At 60.5% G+C, this 19,616-nt stretch carries 14 protein-coding genes; 10 read left to right on the top strand and 4 right to left on the bottom strand.

The genetic code is table 11. The annotated features are described in order from the left end of the window. Positions 1 to 375: 375 nt before the first annotated feature. The gene (locus ACZ5MC_RS11065) at positions 376 to 1,248 is read left to right on the top strand and encodes a CPBP family intramembrane glutamic endopeptidase (RefSeq protein ID WP_464517742.1); all 873 of its coding nucleotides are present in this window, start codon (positions 376 to 378) and stop codon (positions 1,246 to 1,248) included. A gap of 60 nt (positions 1,249 to 1,308) precedes the next feature. Here the strand turns inward: ACZ5MC_RS11065 and ACZ5MC_RS11060 are convergent, their stop codons facing one another. From ACZ5MC_RS11060 to ACZ5MC_RS11050, 3 genes are all read right to left on the bottom strand, one after another. Continuing rightward, positions 1,309 to 3,264 carry a HAMP domain-containing methyl-accepting chemotaxis protein gene (locus tag ACZ5MC_RS11060; RefSeq protein ID WP_464517741.1) on the bottom strand — a complete coding sequence of 652 codons (1,956 nt, stop codon included), beginning with the start codon at positions 3,262 to 3,264 and terminating at the stop codon, positions 1,309 to 1,311. A 628-nt stretch (positions 3,265 to 3,892) separates the two neighbouring features. Next, positions 3,893 to 5,989 (bottom strand): xanthine dehydrogenase family protein molybdopterin-binding subunit, encoded by a 2,097-nt coding sequence (locus ACZ5MC_RS11055; RefSeq protein WP_464517740.1) that lies wholly within the window; start codon positions 5,987 to 5,989, stop codon positions 3,893 to 3,895. Next, a complete protein-coding gene (locus ACZ5MC_RS11050) occupies positions 5,986 to 6,462 on the bottom strand; it encodes a (2Fe-2S)-binding protein (RefSeq protein ID WP_306600413.1) in 477 nt (158 codons plus the stop codon). The genes ACZ5MC_RS11055 and ACZ5MC_RS11050 overlap by 4 nt, the downstream gene beginning before the upstream one ends. Positions 6,463 to 7,236: 774 nt before the next feature. Here ACZ5MC_RS11050 and ACZ5MC_RS11045 point away from each other — a divergent pair. The 5 genes from ACZ5MC_RS11045 (at position 7,237) to ACZ5MC_RS11025 (ending at position 13,389) form a co-directional block, all read left to right on the top strand. Continuing rightward, positions 7,237 to 8,508 carry a protoporphyrinogen/coproporphyrinogen oxidase gene (locus tag ACZ5MC_RS11045; protein WP_464517739.1) on the top strand — a complete coding sequence of 424 codons (1,272 nt, stop codon included), beginning with the start codon at positions 7,237 to 7,239 and terminating at the stop codon, positions 8,506 to 8,508. Between the two features lie 408 nt (positions 8,509 to 8,916). Next, positions 8,917 to 9,426: a hypothetical protein gene (locus ACZ5MC_RS11040; RefSeq protein WP_464517738.1), complete on the top strand. Its 510-nt coding sequence runs from the start codon at positions 8,917 to 8,919 to the stop codon at positions 9,424 to 9,426. 1,195 nt (positions 9,427 to 10,621) lie between these two features. After that, on the top strand, positions 10,622 to 10,936 hold the full coding sequence (locus ACZ5MC_RS11035) for a hypothetical protein (protein ID WP_464517737.1): 315 nt from the start codon (positions 10,622 to 10,624) through the stop codon (positions 10,934 to 10,936). A gap of 289 nt (positions 10,937 to 11,225) precedes the next feature. After that, on the top strand, positions 11,226 to 11,765 hold the full coding sequence (locus tag ACZ5MC_RS11030) for a hypothetical protein (protein WP_464517736.1): 540 nt from the start codon (positions 11,226 to 11,228) through the stop codon (positions 11,763 to 11,765). 844 nt (positions 11,766 to 12,609) lie between these two features. Then, the gene (locus tag ACZ5MC_RS11025; protein ID WP_464517735.1) at positions 12,610 to 13,389 is read left to right on the top strand and encodes a hypothetical protein; all 780 of its coding nucleotides are present in this window, start codon (positions 12,610 to 12,612) and stop codon (positions 13,387 to 13,389) included. Positions 13,390 to 14,611: 1,222 nt separating this feature from the next. Here the strand turns inward: ACZ5MC_RS11025 and ACZ5MC_RS11020 are convergent. Beyond that, on the bottom strand, positions 14,612 to 15,727 hold the full coding sequence (locus tag ACZ5MC_RS11020; protein WP_464517060.1) for an IS110 family RNA-guided transposase: 1,116 nt from the start codon (positions 15,725 to 15,727) through the stop codon (positions 14,612 to 14,614). Positions 15,728 to 16,211: 484 nt separating this feature from the next. On the opposite strand from ACZ5MC_RS11020, the gene ACZ5MC_RS11015 reads away from it, so the two are divergent. The 4 genes from ACZ5MC_RS11015 to ACZ5MC_RS11000 all read left to right on the top strand — a co-directional run bounded on the left by ACZ5MC_RS11015 (position 16,212) and on the right by ACZ5MC_RS11000 (position 18,882). Then, entirely contained in the window at positions 16,212 to 16,661 is a 450-nt protein-coding gene (locus ACZ5MC_RS11015; RefSeq protein ID WP_464517734.1) for a hypothetical protein, read from the top strand. A gap of 907 nt (positions 16,662 to 17,568) precedes the next feature. After that, positions 17,569 to 17,868, top strand: a complete 300-nt coding sequence (locus tag ACZ5MC_RS11010; protein ID WP_373432543.1) for a BrnT family toxin — start codon at positions 17,569 to 17,571, stop codon at positions 17,866 to 17,868. After that, positions 17,865 to 18,098 (top strand): BrnA antitoxin family protein, encoded by a 234-nt coding sequence (locus ACZ5MC_RS11005; RefSeq protein WP_306600403.1) that lies wholly within the window; start codon positions 17,865 to 17,867, stop codon positions 18,096 to 18,098. The genes ACZ5MC_RS11010 and ACZ5MC_RS11005 overlap by 4 nt, the downstream gene beginning before the upstream one ends. A 499-nt stretch (positions 18,099 to 18,597) precedes the next feature. Continuing rightward, positions 18,598 to 18,882: a PF20097 family protein gene (locus ACZ5MC_RS11000; RefSeq protein ID WP_373432542.1), complete on the top strand. Its 285-nt coding sequence runs from the start codon at positions 18,598 to 18,600 to the stop codon at positions 18,880 to 18,882. Positions 18,883 to 19,616: the final 734 nt, after the last annotated feature.

Here is a 19,616-nt window from a genome sequence, read left to right as displayed (position 1 = left end):
AGTAACCTGGACCATAGGACCAGAACCTAGGGCGACCGATTTTCCATCGTTCGATTCATCCCATTCCCCTTTTTGGATGTCATGGTCACCGCGGACGCCTTTACTGCCGGCAAGTTGCCAATGAAATTCCTTCTAATGTGGTTTCTTGCCCTTAGCCCGGGCCTTTCCGGAGTGCCGAGCTCAATTCCTCCGGCACCTCGGGTTTGGATTTGGGCATGGGACAGGCCGGAAGACTTGAGGTTTCTTGGCCCCGATGATGCCGGGGTTGCCATTTTCGTTCTAGGCATTCACGTTGGACCCGAGGGCCTGGCCCTTCGCCATCGAACTGCCCCGCTGCGCCTTTCCCCGGGGATGCACCGGATTTCCGTTGTCCGGTTGGACATCGTCCCCCCTTACCTTGACGATGTGCACCTGGAAGAGGTTTTGGCGGCCATCCGGATGGAGGCAATTCCTTCGCTGCCTCTACCTTCTCCAAAGGGTCTGTGGATGAACGTTCGCATGGTTGTCGAAGTCGGCATGCTGCTGGCGGCCCTGGGCTTTGGTGCTTTTGCTTTCATCCGGTGGCGGCGCAACGGAATTCGGATCCTGGACGGTCTTGGCTTGCGCGGAGGCCGCGCAGCGCTGGCCGACTTTCTGGCCGGGCTGCTTATCGCCGGCGTCTCGATGGTCGGGATCTTCCTGATCGAGTCGGGTCTTTCGGGTATCCGGGCCAGCCACGACCACGCCGTTTCCTCAGCATTCCTGCTATTCCGGCAGGCCTCCGGCATGCTGCTAACGGCACTGAAGGAAGAGTTGTTGATGCGTGGCCTGCTCCTGTCGGGGCTCGTGCTGGCATTGAGGGGGCGCCTCGCATGGGCCGTGGCGCTGAGCGCGGCATCGTTTGGACTGATCCACCTGTGCAACCCGGGTGCTTCTGCGATGTCTGTGTTCGGCAATGCCCTGGGTGGCCTGATCTACGGCATGGCGTTCGTGTCAAGCCGGCAACTGTGGCTGTCGTTCGGCCTGCATTTCGGATGGAATTTCGCGCAGGGCCCGCTCATCGGATTTCCAGTCAGTGGCCTGCCGGCGGGCGGACTGCAGCGGCTTGCGGACCTCGGTCCGGCTTGGCTGACCGGCGGCGCCTACGGTCCCGAAGCAGGTTTGATCGGAATCTGCTTCCGTTTCGTCATCATTGCCCTGGTGGTCCTGTACCTTCGCAGCCGCCCGCCCTGGATGGGCAGGATGACCGGGATGGCCGGCCCTCCCTGACCCGAGGACTCGATCCGCCGGCCATCGGCTGGAGGACTTGCCAGGGCCGGCCCCTCCGGCTCAGAATCGCCTGAACTCGCCGGCCCCCGCGTCCACCGTGGTTGCCGCCGACTTCCGGACCTGGGGGAGGGGCCGCCCTGGCGAGGTCCTCCCCGGGTGAACCCTGGTGTCCCCCAGGTGGAAAAAGGCCATGGTGGCCTGAAGTTCCAGAGCCTGGGCGCTCACCTCCTCCGATGTGGAGGCCAGCTCCTCGGAAGCGGCCGCGCTCTGGGCCACGGACCTGCTGATCTGGCCAACCGCCTGACTGATCTGGTTGATGGCGCCATTGATTTGGGCCACCCCTGAATTCTGTTCGGAGGAAGCCGCGGCAATCTCGAGGACCAGATCCGAGGTCTTCTGAATGGAAGCGACGATGATTTCCAGGCGTTTCCCGGCCTTTTCCGCCAGGTCCACACTTCCTGAGGCCAGATCGCTGATCTCCTCCGCGGCCACCTGGCTTCGTTCGGCGAGCTTCCGCACCTCCGCCGCCACCACGGCGAAGCCCTTGCCGTGTTCCCCGGCCCGGCCGGCCTCGATGGCCGCGTTCAAGGCCAGCAGGTTGGTCTGGTACGCGATATCGTCGATGATCGCGATTTTTTTCGCGATCTGCTTCATGGCGCCGACAGTCTCCTTCACGGCCTGCCCCCCTTCAACCGCCTCGGTGGCCGTTCGGGTGGCGATATCTCCCGTCACTTTGGCGTTCTCATTGTTCTGGGCGATGGATGCACTCATCTCTTCCATGGATGCGCTGGTCTCTTCCAACGATGCGCTGGTCTCTTCCACGCTTGCAGCCTGTTCACTCGCTCCCATGCTTAGGGATTGTGCCGTCGCGCTGAGCTGGTCCGAGGCTCCCACGAGGTTCGCGGAGGCCTCGAGAACCTCCCCGATGGTGGAGGCCAACTTCTGCACCGTCGAATTGGACGCATCCTTGAGCCGCCCGAATTCCCCGGCGTAGGCGACCGTGATCGACTCCGTAAGATCGCCCCGGGCCATGGCCTCGAGGACCCTGACGATATCCCCGAGGCCTCGCTGGCAGGTTTCGGAAAACCGGTTCATGGCCGTTCCCAGCTCCAGGATGTACCCCCGGGTTCCCGCCACGGCCACCCGCTGGCTGAAATCACCTTGGCCCGCGGCCTCCACCACCCGCTGGGTCTCCGTGAGCACGCCTGAAAGGGAGGCGACCATGACCTTCATGGCGGCCATCATGCTTGTGGTGTCGCCCTCCTCAAGTTGGACCTCCACCGAAAGGTCGCCCCCTGCCACCCGGCGGGCAATGGCCGTCGCCTCGGAAGGCTCGCCGCCAAGGCCCCGGGTGATGCTCCTCGTCACGAAGTAGGAGGCGGCAATCCCCGCCGCCAAGGCAAGGACCACCAGCAGGACCTGGAGACGCTGGGCGGAGGCCACGGTGTCCTGGATGGCCACGGCCTTCTCGCCGTTCTCCCGCAGGAAGAAGGCCCCGAGGTCGTCCAGCGACCCGCCCCAGGCCACATAGATGGGCCGAAGGGTGCCCAGGATGACCTCGCCGGCTTCGGCTTTCCTGCCCTGGCCAAGAAGGTCCAGCACATGGTCGATGGCGGGGAAGGCCTTCTCCTGGTTCACCCGGATCCGGTCCAGCAAAGCCACCTCCGCACGGCCCATGGTTTCCCTCCGCTTTTCATTTATCCGGGCAAGTTTTGACTCGGCATCCCCGTAAGCGGCCCGGCTCCTCTGGTACAGGTCCTTCGCCCGCTCGTAGGTTCCCGCATCCCCGGAAAGGACCATGTCCCGATACCCCACGCGCATCCGGTCAGCCGCCACGATCATCTCCTGGGCGGCCGTCGAGGCAGCCTGGTTGACCTGGAACATCTCCATCGTCCGGGCTTTCATGCTTGCCATCTGCCGGTTGTCAACGACCACCACCCCGATCATCAGGGAGAGCACCAGCCCGAAAGCCAAGGAGAGACGGGAGGACAGGTTGAGATCCGACAGGAATGACATGGCGCCGCCTTTCGAAAAGCCCTGGTGGCCCGAGAACAGACGAGGCTTGTGGAAATTCCCGGGCAGGAGGAGGGAAAACCCGGAAGGAGCCAGGATCGGCCCGACCGCCCTTACCTAGGCCAATGTAGGGGAATGGTTGACAATATCAATAGACGCTATGATATTTATCATCAATAACTTAAAATCAAATGGTTGGGATCCCAGCAATTGCCCTCCACGGGACGGGCCGGGAATTTCACAGGGGGCCCTCGATCGGCGTCAGGGTGAAAGGACGCCACCGTCGTCGCGCGGCTGAATCCCTCCGAGGTATCCGGACCCGCAAAGGAGGGGATTGAAATGGCGGCTCGGAAAAGTGATCCCCTGGCGACTGGATTCTTGACCCACCCAGTGCCAGACGAACGGAATCCTGAACACACGTACGGAAAGGGTGGCGGGATGGCGCGAGGGCAACCACCGTGGCGCCCGGTTCCGGATCGACAGTCGTCTCCCGGTCTTCAACCCGCATCCGGATCGGAAGGGTGTCATCCAACGCGATCCGGAGTGCTTCGTCATGGGGGCGGGAGGCTCAAGCCGCTTCCCGTGGGCGGGAAAAGGGACATGTCCTCCGAATGGAGGTTTGCGTACGCGCCTATTTCCCTGGCACCCGCGCCAGGGCCTCGAGGACCCGCGCGGGCGTGAACGGCACGTGGGTCACCCGGGCACCGGTGGCGTCGAACACGGCGTTGGCCAGGGCCGCGGCCACCGGCACCACGGGGGGTTCGCCGATGCCCTGGGTGGCCATGCCGGCGTTCTCCGCGAACACGACCTGGATGGGCGGGATGGCGGAGAACCGGGGCAGGAGGTAGGTGTCGAAGTTCTTGTCCAGGATCCGGCCGCCCTTGAAGCGGATCTCCTCGCTGAGGGCCTGCCCGATGCACATGGTGATCGCGCCCTCCACCTGCTGGCGGGCCCCGTCGGGGTTCACCACCAGGCCCACGTCGACGGCCTCCAGGAAGCGCTCCACGCGGACCTTGCCCGTGGCCTTGTCCACGGCCACCTGGGCCACGGCCACGACCAGGGCCTGCCGCCAGGCGCCGCAGGCCAGCCCGATGCCTCGGCCGGTGGGGCCGGGCGCAGGTTCCCAGCCGAAGGATTCCAGCGCCAGGTCGATGAGGCGCAGGAGCCGGGCATCGGTCACCAGGCGGCGGCGCAGGGTCACGGGGTCCACCCCCGCCTTGGAGGCCAGCGCGTCCAGCTGGCTTTCCCTCGCGAAGGCGTTGGTATGGGCATTGGGGGCCCGCCAGGCGCCGACGCGCAGGGGATGCAGGCCCGGAACGGCCGGAGCCTGGAACCGCGTCGTCTGCATGTCATAGGGGAACTCGGCCTCGCCCTGGGAGACGCCGGCCACGATGTTGTCCCAGAAGGTGACGGCCCCGCGCCCCGCATCCAGGCCGGAACGGATCTTCACCACGGCGGCGGGACGGAAGGTGTCCATGAAGAAGTCCTCCTCCCGGTTCCAGGCCAGCTGGACGGGGACGCCGGGAACCTTGAGGGCGATGCGGGCAGCCTCGACGGCCCCGGGGCCCACCAGCTTGCCGCCGAACCCGCCCCCCACGAACTGGGAGATGATGCGGACCTTGTCCTCGCCCAGCTTGATGGCCTTGGCCACCTCCTCCCGGATGACGAAGGGGGACTGGGTGGAGGCCCATACCGTCATGCGTCCGCCCTCCCACCTGGCCACGGAGGTGTGGGGCTCTAGGGTGGCGTGGCTTTCGTAGGCGTTGCGGTATTCCCCTTCGACGACCGTGGCGGCCCGCTTCTCTCCGCCGGCAAGGTCGCCGCGGGAGAGCATGACACGCTGGCCGGTGGCGGCCTTGTCCACCAGGTGCTGGTAGATCCGGACGTCGTCCACATCGGGTTCCGTGCCCTCGAAGGTGCCCTTCACCAGGGCAAGGGCCTTTCGGGCGGTGTCGGGCTGTGGATGGAGCACGGCCAGGAGGGCGCCGTCCCGCACGATGCGCACGCCCGCGATCCGCTCCGCGGCCGCGGTGTCGGCGGAGGCCAGGGTGAGGCCATGGGCGGGGGGCCGGAGCACGCAGGCGTGGAGCGTCCCCGGAAGCCGAAGGTCGCCGGCGTACTTGGCGGCGCCTGTGATCTTGGGAAGGGCGTCCTTGCGGGGGACGCGGCGGCCGATCACGGTGCACTGGGAGAGGGACTTGGGCTTGACCTTGCCCAGGTTCCGTTCCATCTTCCGCCCCTGGACGAGGGCCCCGAACGTGGTGCGGCGTTTGGGGTCGGCCTTCACCCAGATGGCGCCGTCCTTCAGCGCCAGGGCCGCGACCGGCACGCCCAGGGCCTTGGACGCCATGCCCAGGAGCACCGCCCGCGCCTCCGCGGCGGCGCCCCGGATGACGGGGGCGGTGTGCCACATGGTGAGGGAGCCGCCGGTGGGCAGGTCCCAGGGGCAGAGGTCCGTGTCGCCCAGGAGCATGTCCACCTGGGCCGGATCCAGCTCCAGTTCCTCGGCGACGAGCATGGCCAGGACGGTCATGACGCCCTGCCCCAGCTCCGCCTTCCCCACGAAGCAGCCCACGCGGCCGTCGGCGGAGATCTTCAGGTAGGCGTTGAAGTCCTCGGGGTAGGCGCCCGGGCGCGTGGGCTCGATGGGCGCGGCGCCGGCGGCGCCCTTGAAGAAGAGCGTGAGGGTGCCTACGGCCGCGCCCTGGAGGAAGGTCCGCCTTTTCATCGCACACCTCCCATGGCCTTGCCGGCCGATTCGACGGCATCGAGGATCCTCACGTGGGCCCCGCAGCGGCAGATGTTGCCCTCCATGGCCTCCACGATCTCGGCCCGGGTCGCCCTGGGCTTCTTCTTCAGGAAGGCCCAGGCCGCCAGGATCATGCCGGACGTGCAGTAGCCGCACTGGAAGGCGTGGTGGTCCTGGAAGGCTTTCTGGACCGGATCCAGGGCGCCGTCCTTCGCCAGGCCCTCGATGGTGAGCACCGACTTCCCGGCCACGTCCCCCACCTCGGTGGAGCAGGAAGGAACCGCCTCGAAGTCCACGAGCACGGTGCAGGCCCCGCAGAGACCCGCCTCGCAGCCCACCTTGGTGCCGGTGAGCCCCAGTTCGTCCCGCAGCACCCACACGAGCATGCGGTCCGGGGGGCTCGTGACGGTGACAGGTTTGCCGTTGAGCCTGAACGAGACGGTGGCGTTCATCGGGAATCCTCCAGGAGCGGGGCATGGCGCAGGGATGCCACATTATATTCTTGAAACCCAGGATCAGTGCCGAGGAGGGAGGATTGAAACCACCCGACTCCCTCCATTCGGGCCGCCCGACAGGCATCGATGACTGAATCCAGCTTGAACCCTTTCCCGGCCCTGGACTTGCCCAGTCCTCCGAAATTCTTTCCCATTCCTGCGGATGGCGGTTCAACGAATCCGTGCTGGATGAGGGAGCGATCGGTGGTGGGTGGTTTCCCAGGGCCCGTGACCCCGAGCGGGCGGAGCCGGCATCGCCCCGGGCTTCAAGCCCTTGAGCGAACGGATGGAGCGGAACGTCCCGACCCATGCGCAAACGGAACTCACGACGAATCCCTCGGCCCTGCAGGACTCGGGTCCTGTCGGGGCATGGGTGCATCACCGCCAATGCGAACGTGAGCACTGCCGATCGGGATCAAGGCGATGAACCTAACTTCCCAAAAGGGCGAAGGCCAATCAAGAGCCAGCAGGGCTGGTGAACATCCTGGAATGGCCGTCGGAAGTGGGGGGCAGGCCGCATCAAGTTGAGAAGCCATCGCAAAAAGAACGCCGTTCGATCGTCATGACGAGAGCGGCCCAGGAACCACGCGTTCCTGGGGCTTTCCCTTTGCGATCACCTTCAACGCTTGCATTGGATGGGAGACGATAGGATGAAGGTCCGAACGCATTTGGAAGGATTCGGCCACAGCGGCCGAAGCCCCGCACAACCCTTTGAATTGCCATGGTGAATCGATGAATGAAGCTTCCCCCCAGAATGGTGACCGGTTCGACCTCTGCGTCGTGGGGGGCGGCATCAGCGGCCTGGCTCTCGCGCAGTTGGCGTCCTCCCGCCTGAGCATGCAGGCCCTGGTCCTGGAAAAGGAAAAGCAGCCCGGCGGCTGCCTTGCCACGGTGCCGATCGGCCCGGACGACGCCCCCGGGGGCTGGCTCGAACTCGGCGCCCACACCTGCTACAACTCGTATGCCGGCTTCCTTGACCTCGTGGCCGGCACCGACCTCCTGGACCGGACCGTGTCACGCAAGAGCCTCGGTTTCAGGATCATGGCCGATGGCTCCCTTCGTTCGATCCCCTCCTGCCTGAATGTTCTGGAGGCGGCCCTCTGTCTGCCCCGGCTGCTCCTGGGGGAGAAAAAGGCCGGCCAGACCGCCGCCTCCTACTATTCCCGGATCCTCGGCAAGGGGAACTGGTCCAAGGTCATGCACCCCATGCTCAACGCCGTGGCCTCCCAGGAAACGGAAGCCTTCCCCGCGGACGCCCTGTTCAAGCCCCGGCCCTCCCGGCGAAAGGACGTGCTCCGGAGTTTCGCCCTTCGCGGCGGCCTGGGCGGCGCGGCCCGGACCCTGGCGGCCCAACCCGGGATCACGTGCGCCACGGGTCAGGAAGCCGTGGCGGTGGAGCGGTCCGGGGAGGGCTTCGCGGTCCGCCTGAGGTCCGGAAGCGTCATCCAGGCCGGCCATGTGGCCTTGGCGGTGCCTGCGGATGCCGCCCGGGCCCTCCTGTCACCTTCCTTCCCGGATACTGCCGAATGGCTCGGCCGGATCGAGACCCGCACCGTCAGGTCCCTGGGCGTGGTGTTCGGCGCGCCGTTGGCCCACCTGCCCAGACTGACCGGCCTCATCTTCCCCGGCAGCCCATGCTTTTCCGCCGTTTCAGCCGACACCTTCCCTGTCCCCGGCAAGCGTGCCTGGACCTTCCATTTCGATGCCTCCCGGATGGAGGATTCCGAGGATGCGATGCTGGACTATGCCTGCGGAGCCATGGGGTGCACCCGTGCGTCCGTGGAAGGGCATTTCCGCCGGGACCACGCCATGCCCGCCATCCGCCTGGGACACGAAGCATGGGTCGAGGCCTTGGACCTCAGCCTTGAGGGCACAGGCCTGATGCTCCTTGGCAACTACCTTTCCGGTCTCTCGATCGAGGACTGCGCGAACCGGGCGAAGCACGAATTCGAGCGGGTGCTGCTCCCCCGGTCCGGCCAACGGACCGTCCCATCCAGACCCTGACCCTCCCCAACCCCGGTTGCGCTCCTTACGGAGATCCCGTTGGGTCAGGCATCCCTGTTGGCCCCGATCCAGGTGGCGAAAGCCTGGAGGTTTCGGCGTACGGCCCGATCGATGAAGCGAAGGACCTACAAAGGAATTCGGGCGGATCGGGCAAAGGGGGAATCATCAAAAACCCTTCCCGGCCTGGAAGCCGGTACCGGTTGCCTGTTCCTCGCGCCAAAGGGAGTGGATAACTCCTATCCGACCAAAATTGGTACTCCGAAGCCGAGGCTCGAGGTAGAATCCAAAGCAATTCAAGCTCTATGCATCCTTCGCCCAGATTAGGTCAACCTTGGCCTACATTTTGAAGTTGGGCTAATTAGCGTTAGGTATCACCCAGACACGCAAGAACATTGCACAGGGCCTCAAATGCAAATCACCAGCAGCACAGCACTCCTGGTTGTCCTTGCTTTATTGTCGAATGTCAATTGCGTAGGATCAATTTCCTATTTCTCGCAAAAACATACGTACCAACTGCATGGATGGGGCACAACGCTACCCGGCCAAGAAAGTGGTGGACTTCACACGATGAAGCGGGCTGAAACTCCGAAGCGAATCTTTCCACACTCATCTAATGGTGAAATCGAAATCGTATTCTCATCCGGCGCTTCAACCACTTTCCCATGCAGCGTCACCACTGAATACCTACGCAATGTGGCCAGCCAGAATAGAGAAGGCGTGGTTACCCCTCTGGGCGATATTCAGGATTGGAATTGGGTAGCAGTAGTTGTTATAAATCGCCCTATCTCCGGAATCACTGTAAAATCACAAGGGCAACAGTTGACTAGCATTTCCTTTGACCCACCAATTCTCGAATGGCCGCCAGCCTCTCCTCAAAACGGTCACATGGTTTACAGGACACCTTCCCCGAAGACCTGATCAACATAGAATGCCACCCCCGAGGAGCCGTCCCAACGAGGTAATATTCACGCGCCGGTCCTAACCCAGCGTTCGAGGTCGGACCCCAACCTGACCTTCTCCCTTTGAGGTAACATCTTTCCAATCTCCCTTCTCCTCCGTTCGCGCCGCCAGGTTGGGGCCGACTCAACTTCGGCGTTAGGTATCTACCGTTCACGAAGCAGAGGCCTTCCATGCCACTAATCAGCCGCATTCTTTTCCCTGTCTGTTCCTGCTTCGGCCCCCTGTTCATGGTTCTCGGCCTCCAGAGCCCGAACAGGAGTCCGGTGAATAATGCTTTGGCCTTCTGTGGCGCCTTCATGATCTCTGGCGCTCTGCTCATAATTTATTTTTCGGTTCTAAAGCACACAGCCGATCGGTCCTAAGCTTCACCAACTCCCTTCGGGTCCATCAGCGCCCTGCTCCTCCGGGCGCTTCAACTGAACGCCCGTCCCACCGCGCCGTCCCAACGAGGTAATATTCACGCGCCGGTCCTAACCCAGCGTTCGAGGTCGGACCCCAACCTGACCTTCTCTCCTTGGTGGTATCGTCTTCCCAACCTTCCTTCTCCTGCATTCGCGCCGCCAGGTTGGGGCCGACTCAACTTCGGCGTTAGGCCTCCCAAGGCGCGGAATTCCGTCGACCCAAGATCACTGTAGGCGAACGATCCTAAGGGCAATCAACAACGCAAGCGTAACGCCTGTAAATATGAAGAACGAACCAAGGACCCTTGCCCTCAAAATTGGGTTCGGCCCATTTACGTAATCCCGAAGGTATTGCGTTCTGCCTGGGAAAAGGCCTTCAAAGGGGTCCCCATCTTTCAGATATGCTTTCCAGGTTTTCCAGTAATGCTTCGGCCAGACCACCATCCACAAGCCGAAACCGACCGCCATGCCAATCCAAATGGCTAAGAAAAAAGCAACCCCAGGTGGTGGCATTGGCATTCCTCATTTTCCTGCAATCATGCCACAGGCCTGGCCTCCGCGCACTGCAACGAAACACCCGTCCCACGGCGCCGTCCCAACGAGGTAATATTCACGCGCCGGTCCTAACCCAGCGTTCGAGGTCGGACCCCAACCTGCACTTCGCCCCTTGGTGGTATCGTCTTTCCAATCCTCCTTCTCCCCCGTTCGCGCCTCCAGGTTGGGGCCGACTCAACTTCGGCGTTAGGATTCCCATGAAGGGAAAACAATACCGGCTTTCGATTTGGGCATTCCTGGTGCCCTTCGTCGTGGTCTATGGAATCGTCTTGATTTTCAATCCCTTCAGTCCAAAGGACCATTCAATCTGGTCATTGGCTAGGTGGATTGGAACAGGACTATTTGTTGGAACTGGTGCCCTGGTGATCGAATGGATCTTTGAGAAGGTGCCTTTGCCGTTTCTCCGATCTGATAAACCGACGGACCCAATTTGGAAACGAGGCCTGAGAGCCATGGCACTCATTGCCATCTTATCGGCCATCCTCTGGGCATCGGTTCTATCTCAAAATTGACCGAACCATCCTGGTCTATTGTCTTGCCATTCACTGATTTATCGCATCGTCACAACGTGGCAATCTTCAGGCGCCGATCCTAACCCAGCGTTCGAGGTCGGACCCCAACCTGACCTTCTCCCTTTGAGGTAACATCTTTCCAATCCTCCTTCTCCCCCGTTCGCGCCGCCAGGTTGGGGCCGACTCAACTTCAGCGTTAGGCATCCCAGGGCATTAAGATCATTGGCCGTCCAAACGCATTCTGGCAATTGTGCCCATATCCAATAGACGAATTTTGAAGAGACCATACATGAAGAGAGCCGTTTTTGGTCCTGCGCTTTCGATGATCTGCACGGTCTCGATCGGCGCACAACCTATGATCAACCCCGACCGGGCACCCTTGGCTCTCGAGTTCTTCGCCGCATATGGTGCAAGGGAAAACCTGAACAATGCGGTAATGGCACTCGCAGAAAAAAGTATCGCCAAGGACCCTTCGATCCCAAAGGGGGCCATTGAGTGCCTTTGCGGCAAGAAGGCATTGGATAACCTTTTTGCTCAATCTACAGAACCAATCCTTGCCACTTTCACTGATGACGAACTGAAGTACCTCATCGACTGCTTCAAGACGACCGCCTTTCAAAAGGTGTTTCATCCGAAACCTGGGGACCAAATCGCCTTAACGAACCAGGAGCAGGATGCTCTAGACAGATTCAAAATTTCACCGACAGGAATTAAGTTCACAAAGGAATGGCCCTCAGTTAAAAGCAAGATGGAAAGCATTTTCCGCCGTTGGCTTGGCGAAGCGATAGCAAGCGCACAGCAATTTGCGACCGGTCCAACTCCTCATTAGCACTGGCCGTACCTGTTCCAAAAATGCCGCCGTCCCAACGAGGTAATATTGGCGCGCCGGTCCTAACCCAGCGTTCGAGGTCGGACCCCAACCTGACCTTCTCCTTTTGAGGTAGCATTTATCCAATCCTCCTTCTCCCCCGTTCGCGCCGCCAGGTTGGGGCCGACTCAACTTCGGCGTTAGGCATTCCAGTGCTGCAGATACCAAGCAATTCTGAAATCTTCCTGGCAGCGGCAACTACTCGAGCGGGTTCCCTGATCCTTGCGGGCCTCTCTTTTGGCCTATTTGTGTTCCTTGCACCTTTGTTCCTTCCCGAAGATCACGGTTGGCGAGAGGCTGACATATTGATCTCATGGACCGACTGGGGAATATCGCTCGCCGCCTTAATGATCGCGATCGGGCTTGCAATGGTTGAACCAAGGATGAGCCTTGGTTATGGGTTTTCGCTTCGATACCGCTATACCCTATCTGGTCTCTTCTTCGCTATCGCGACGAGGAAGGTATACACAAGGATCCGATTCTAGCCATTCCCAGGCCTCCATCCCTTGCCGCCGTCCCAACGAGGTAATATTGGCGCGCCGGTCCTAACCCAGCGTTCGAGGTCGGACCCCAACCTGACCTTCTCCCTTTGAGGTAGCATCTATCCAATCCTCCTTCTCCACCGTTCGCGCCGCCAGGTTGGGGCCGACTCAACTTAGGCGTTAGGCCTCCTTGGCGCCGGCTTCGAACTTGAAACTATATGCGCCTCGAATACCGAGTTCGGATAACCTGAAGATCTATCGAATATAAAGCAACCCAACTCTGCCTCGGCGGCTTGCATTGACAGCACATTCGGGAGGATTGAATGAAGGGCACCAAGTCAATTGCCACCCTGTTTCCCATATTGGTTTCAATCTCTGGATACTCTCAAACCACCACATTGACCGCGACCATCCAGGGCACCAAGGCGGTGGTTTCCTATGACGGTTCCTATTTCCGAGAATGCAAAACCTCTATCGAACCCCAGAACACCGATGAGGATATGGAGGGCGAAATGCCGTGGGCCATCGCTCCTCGTCATTACCGATTTTCATTCACTACAGGTTCAGTTCAAGGTTCTCCTCGAACATATGAAGTAAGGCTTATCCCCATCCATGACTGGAAGAGCCCCACATTCAAAATGAAGTATCACGATCTATTCGAGACGACAAAAAAGCTAGGCCCTATTTTGGCAACTCAGCCAACCAGCTTTCCTCTTGGGTCCACCATCCCCGAATGGAATTTAGTCGATACAGAGCAAACCATTCACGCCAAGGTCAAATATCTAAACGGAACCACTCACCACGGGATTCTATTCATCTCTCAAGAGACACAAGAAACCGATGGAAATCCCATCAACAGTAATGAGACTTATTGCGCTTACCAGGGAATCTCCAACGATGGAAAATGGTTCATCACTTTACAATTCGCCATAGCCAACCCTACTCTTCCGAAAGATGCCGATGCGGCCAATCACATCAATCGAGATCCAAAACGCAAATATTTGCTAAAGGGCGAGACACTGGTTAATTCTCTCGCACCAGCCTCTTTCATTCCGAGCATCCCGAGCATTGAAAAGCTTCTGGCCTCTATCCAATTGCCTTAACTACGCTTAGCCAACCAATCACTCCCGACGAAATCCCCCACCCTGGCAAGCGTCACCGGCTTCAACCGACGCGCGCCGCGCGATTAGAGGACCTAACGATCGCCGTCGCCCTACCAGTGGGTTCGAGCGCGGCCCCCAACCTGTTCTGCTCCTTTGAGGGCCTCTCGGGCGCCATCCGCCCCCTCCTTCAATCGCGCCGCCAGGTTGGGGCCGCTCAACCCTGGCGTTAGGACTTGAGGCGCGAAGAACCCCAGGACCCAGCATTGCGCCGCGTCCTTCAGCGGCTCCCCCGGAAGCCCCGGTAGGCGGACTTTTCAGCGCCGGCCTCAGTGGGCGAAAAGCCCAGAGCTACATCACCAGGCCAACCCTCAGCCCGATGGGCAATCTGCGCCCTTCCCCGCCGAGCGCTTCAACTGAACGCCCATTCCATCCCGCCGTCCCAACGAGGTAATAGTCACGCGCCGGTCCTAACCCAGCGTTCGAGGTCGGACCCCAACCTGCACTTCTCCTCTTGGTGGTATCGTCTTTCCAATCCTCCTTCTCCTCCGTTCGCGCCGCCAGGTTGGGGCCGACTCAACTTCGGCGTTAGGACTTGCCTACCCCGCATCAACTCAGAGCTATGAGCAATTCCACAAGGAGTAATTTCGATGAAATTCTTTAACCCTTACATCATTTTCTTTCTAACACTCTTTGCAATTACTGGGGTTTCTGCAATCTACGTTTTTATCAAAGGATTGAGGACTTCAAACCGCCCGTTGCTCATCACTGGTTTCATCCTATCTGCCGTGGCCGGTGGGTTCTTCGATTTCACATTACAAATCATCCGCATTGCGATTTACTTTGGACATGGGTCGGGCACTTAACCTTCGGTTCGAGTCCTGCCCTAAGGGCCTCGTCCCAACGAAGGCGATGTATTCGCGCCGGTCCTAACCCAGCGTTGATATGTTTTGGCCTGTCAAGGGGAGCGACAGCCAATTATTTCACTGTAGCCGGGCAGTGGGTGAGGAGCAGGACGAGCGGTGTTTCCGACGGTTGCTCAGTTTGATATGCGCGGGTTGGTTACCGGAATGACAACCGGTACGTCGGGGAGCTGCCTCCCGCTCGAACCTTGGATCAGGCCGTTGCCGGCCGCCAGAACAACGCTGTCGAGGGTGCTCCCACCGGGGCTCATCCTGCTGCTCACGCACTGCGTGACGATATCTTCACGTCCTGGTCGCCCGGCCTAGGCCTTGGGGGTCAGGGGTGGCAAGGCCTGGCCGATGGCCCAGATGAATCCGGTCAGTTCCCGGGCCAGGGCGGTGGCGATTTTGACCGGCAACATGCCGCGCTTGGTCAGGGCCCGGTAGCGGGCACAGAGCCGTTTCTGGGCCGCCCAGGCGATGTCCTGGACCGCCTGGGGAGCCTGCTCGGCGCGGCGCTGGATGATACGGGTCTTGCGCGCAGGAAAGCGATAGGTCCAGGCCGCCTCCAACAGGATCCGGCGAACGTGGCCATTTCCGGCCTTGGTGATGGCCCCGCGGACATGGTGGGGGCCACTGGAATGCTCGCTCGGGTTCAGGCCCACGAACGACCACAGGTTGGGCGCCTTGGGAAAGCGCCGGAGCTCGCCGATCTCGGCCGCGACGATGGTCGCAGCCAGCCGATCGATGCCGCGCAAGGCCATGAGCGCCGTGATGGTCGGGGCGAACTCAGCCTGGGGCTCGGCCGCCAGGATCTGGGTGTCCAGGGCCTTGACCCGGACCCCCATGGCCAGGACCAGGTCCACGTATTCCTGGAACACGATCTGCTGCACAGGGCGGTCGAACTTGATCGTCTCCAGCCAACGGAAGTGCGCCTGGGTCCAGTGGCTCTTTTCCGGATAGCGCTTGCCGTGGCGCAGCAAGAAGCCCAGCAACCGCTGCTTGGCTTGCTTATGCACGCGCATCAGGTCCTCCCGGGCCCGGGTCAGGTCGCGCAGCGCTTCCTGGGGTTCGCCCGGCACCCAGACTGCGGTCAAGTGGCCGGAGCGAAACAAATCCGCAAGCGACAGGCTGTCCCGGCGGTCGTTCTTGATCCGGCAGCCGGGCTTTTTCGGGATCAGCGACGGCGCCACCACCTGGCACTCCTGGCCCAGGCTGCGCAACTGCCTGTATAGCCCGAACCCGCACGGACCGGCCTCGTAGCAGAACCGGAGCGGGGCGTGGTCCTTCTTCAGCTTCCGGACCAACTGGGCCACCGCTTCCGGGGTGTTTGGGATCTCCCCCAGATAGCAGGGCACTCCGCCCGCACCTTCCGCCACAGCAGCGGCGATCGTTGCTTTGTGGACATCCAACCCGACGAATTTGCAGTAGACTTCCATCGCCTGCCCTCCTCATTTACGGCTCTGAGCCGGTTGGTTGAAAAGCGACCCGAGCTTAATCCACGAACGCTGCGGACGGGCAGGCCCTTTTCCTCTCTTGCGAACCCACCGCGAGGGACTCACCCTTCGTTCAGCCGGGCGGAAGACAAGGCTCCGCAGGGATGCGACCTGAGCGCCGGCCCGGGCCCGGAAACTGATGGGCCGGGAGCTTCCCGGCCCCCTTTTTCAGTGATGCCCCAGTTTCTGGGCGTCAGGCGATAAACCCCGGGGGCCCGGGGGCAGAGCCCCCGGAGTAACCTGGAGAATCGATCCCTTCAAATTCGCCGGGCCAATACATGATGTCTCGAGGTCGGGCCCCAACCTGCACTTCTCCCCTTGGTGGTATCGTCTTTCCAATCATCCTTCTCCCCCCGTTCGCGCCGCCAGGTTGTGGCCGACTCAACTTCGGCGTTAGGCATCTCAACGCACTAGGCAAAGGCCTCCTATGAACCTGACGCTTATCCTATGCATCGCGGCGGCCCTGGTGGGCCTTTTCCTGTTCCTGAAATACCGTACAGCCAAGGAATGGCAAATCTCTTCGTCTGAGATCCCGACCCTTATCACCAAGCTTCGTTCAAGCCCTGGGCCCTTGGCCTGGGCCCAGTTGATCTCTGACGAAAACGATGGCCTAGCCCTGGACTACGCAGTCAATAATGGCCGATTCGAATTCAACTGGTGCCTACTTTGCCCAAAGAACATCGAAGACAAAGGCAGGTTCATTGAATTCCTCGACAAGCATGGCTATGCCCACACTGAAATCAAGGCTGCAAACGGCTGCCCCCTGATTGATGTGCAGGGCTCCGACCTTGAGGGCCTTGCCAATCGGGTTTTGTCGGAGATGTACCACTCCACAGGTAGTCTCCGAATGCTCGGCGAGGGCTTCGAATGGCCTTAAATTTCGGCCATCGCGCCGCATAATGCGGTGACATCCTCAAACATCCGTCTGCCTAACCCCACGCTCGACCCCGGACCGCAAAGTGCCTTCATCCCACCGTCATTTCTCGAACCCCATCCACCAACCCCGCCGACCGCGCCGCCACTTTGAGTCCGATCAGCCGGGCCGTTAGGCTTCTCAAGGCCGCAATCCTCGCTTTCTCGATTGCCCCCCCCCAAACGAATCTAGGCCGCCATGATCTCAAAGATCCACATCCTTCTCATCACTGCTGGCTTCGTTGCTTGCAAGGCACCCCCTCCTTCTGCGGTTCCGCTAATAGCCACATCGACCAATGAACAGGAAATCACCATTACGCAGATGGATGGTCTGATTTTGTCCGGAAAGGCTGTTGAGGCTGGGAACACACACTCTGGTTCAACCTGGGTCAAGATCACAGGTGGCCAGATCTTAGTCACCAAAAGAGGCCGACCCGATTTCCAGGATTTCGTAAAGAAGAATGCCCCGAAACCAGTTCCTTACTATATCGAGTGAGATTAGGAACAGCCCTCGGGGCCCAGCATTGCGCTGCGGTATGAGGCGACTCCCCCGATGACCACGGTAGGCGGGTCTCACCGCGTCGGCCTCGGTGGGCGAAAAGCCCAGAGCTACATCACCAGGGCAAGCCGCAACCCGGTGGGCGATCAGCGCCCTTCTCCTCCGAGCGTTTCAATTGAACGCCCAGCCCACCGCGCCGTCCCAACGAGGTAATATTCACGCGCCGGTCCTAACCCAACCTGACCTTCTCCCTTTGAGGTAGCATCTATCCAATCCTCCCTCTCCCCCGTTCGCGCCGCCAGGTTGGGGCCGACTCAACTTTGGCGTTAGGCATCCCATGGCGCGTTATCAGGAATGCACTACAATGTAGTGTATGGCCGTCGACTTGCAGTTCGAATGGGATCCAGGGAAAAACACCCTCAACATCAGGAGGCATAAAGTCTCATTTGACGAGGCTTCGACCTCCTTCCTTGATGAAAATGCTCTGTTGATCGATGACCCCGACCACTCGGAGGAGGAAGACAGGTTCATCCTCCTTGGCCTAAGTTCGTCGCTCCGGATACTCCTCGTCTGCCACTGCTATCGAGCCAAAGAAGGTCTCATCCGGATTATTTCAGCCCGGAAGGCCGACCGCCAGGAGCGTCAAGACTACCTACGGAGGTTTACTTCATGAGACAGCATTACGATTTCTCCAACGCCCGCCCAAATCCCTACTCCAGGATGCTTAAGCGCCAAATCACTTTGCGTGTTGATGAATCGACGCTGGAGTATTTCAAAGCTCTGTCCACCGAAATGGCCATTCCTTACCAGACTCTGATCAACCTCTATCTCCGAGAATGTGCTGCCTCGAAAAAGCATTTGAGGCTAACTTGGGAAGCGCCGAAAAGCGCCAAACCCGCTTAGTTCCCAAACGGAGAACAGGTCCCACCTGCGCCGTCCCAACGAGGGGATATTCACGCGCCGGTCCTAAGAGGGTGTCTGCTAAAAGGAAGGCCCCGCGACGGCGTCCAGAGGCCCGATTATCGAGCGCAAGGCCCGCAGGAAGTATAAGTCATACTTTCAAGGGTCTTGCACACGAGAAGCGGGCCTCTGGGCGCCGCCCTTCGGGTGATGGCAGCGGCCACGGCAGTCCAGCGTTCCACTCGTCGACCGATTACCCGAATCGCTCTCCTCGCGGTCCTTGTCCTGCCATGGCCGGTGCCATCATCGCGGGGCCTTCCTTTTAGCAGACACCCTCTAACTCAGCGTTCGAGGTCGGACCCCAACCTGACCTTCTCCCTTTGAGGTAACATCTTTCCAATCTCCCTTCTCCCCCGTTCGCGCCGTCAGATTGGGGCCGACTCACCTTCGGCGTTAGGCATCCCAAGGCTCCAAAACCAACGTGAGCGCGGCACCCTAGGTGATGGTCCACCGACAACGCCGGAATACCTATACTGGTCCCATGCCCTCAGATAGCCCCCTCTGCCCCTTTTGCAATAGCCCAATGACCAAGGGGCTTTTAAGCACGCAGGGGCCGGTTCAATGGTTCGATGGAAAGCCAGGGTTCTTCCAAGAATTACTTGGCGGTGGAGACATCATCAATTCAGAAGTCGACATGATTCGCGGCAGCCACATCGAAGGGTGGCGCTGCAACGCATGCTGCAAGCTGCTCCTTGATTTCCATGCCACCCCATCTGGCCAGGTGTAAACCCGATGCGCTATGTTATCCAGCAACATCATCAATCGTCCGTCTGCCTATCCCGCGCTCGACCCCGGACCTCAAAGTACCTTCATCCACCCGTCAATTCTCGAGCCCCTTCCACCTTCCCAGCCGACCGCGCCGCCACTTTGAGTCCGGTCAGCTGGGCCGTTAGGCATTTCCTAAACCCGCACCCACTGGTCGTCAGCCCCAGCCGTGGAACTCGACCTCTCTTCCGTTCATAGGCCTGGACCGGCGTATCAGCAGATGAACGCTAGTCCAGGCCTTCAACCATTAGAACATTACAAAAGTCGCTTCAGCGCGGTCGGTGGCAATGCGCCATGGCCATCGGTGGCGCGTTATGGCAAACGGCAAGGGGCATAGCCGGGAGAACCTGCGTAGGATTGAGAATGCGCTCCGTTGTATAACCTATGCCACCGAGCAGCGCGCCCCCAACTGCACCGGGCACAGCCCCAATCCCACCCACGGCCATCCACCCAAGGCCTCCTGTCACGGCCCCCACGCCCATGAGTGCGCCCATCGCTTTCGGGTTCACGGAGTAATCATATACAGGTCCCGTCTGGGGTCGGAAGGGGTACATTCCTCCGCATATCTGGTCAAGAGAGTCCTCGGAGAGGATGTTTGCAGGCCTTTGAATAACATTCATCAGATTCTCCAATTCAGTATGGAAGGGCATCCTTGATGCCCATTTTTAAAGGACAGGGATGCAATGCGTCTATGGC

This window comes from Mesoterricola sp. JemC181 (assembly GCF_055384585.1).
Note: the sequence above shows the minus strand (reverse complement) of the source record. Positions and strands in the feature narration are given on the sequence as shown.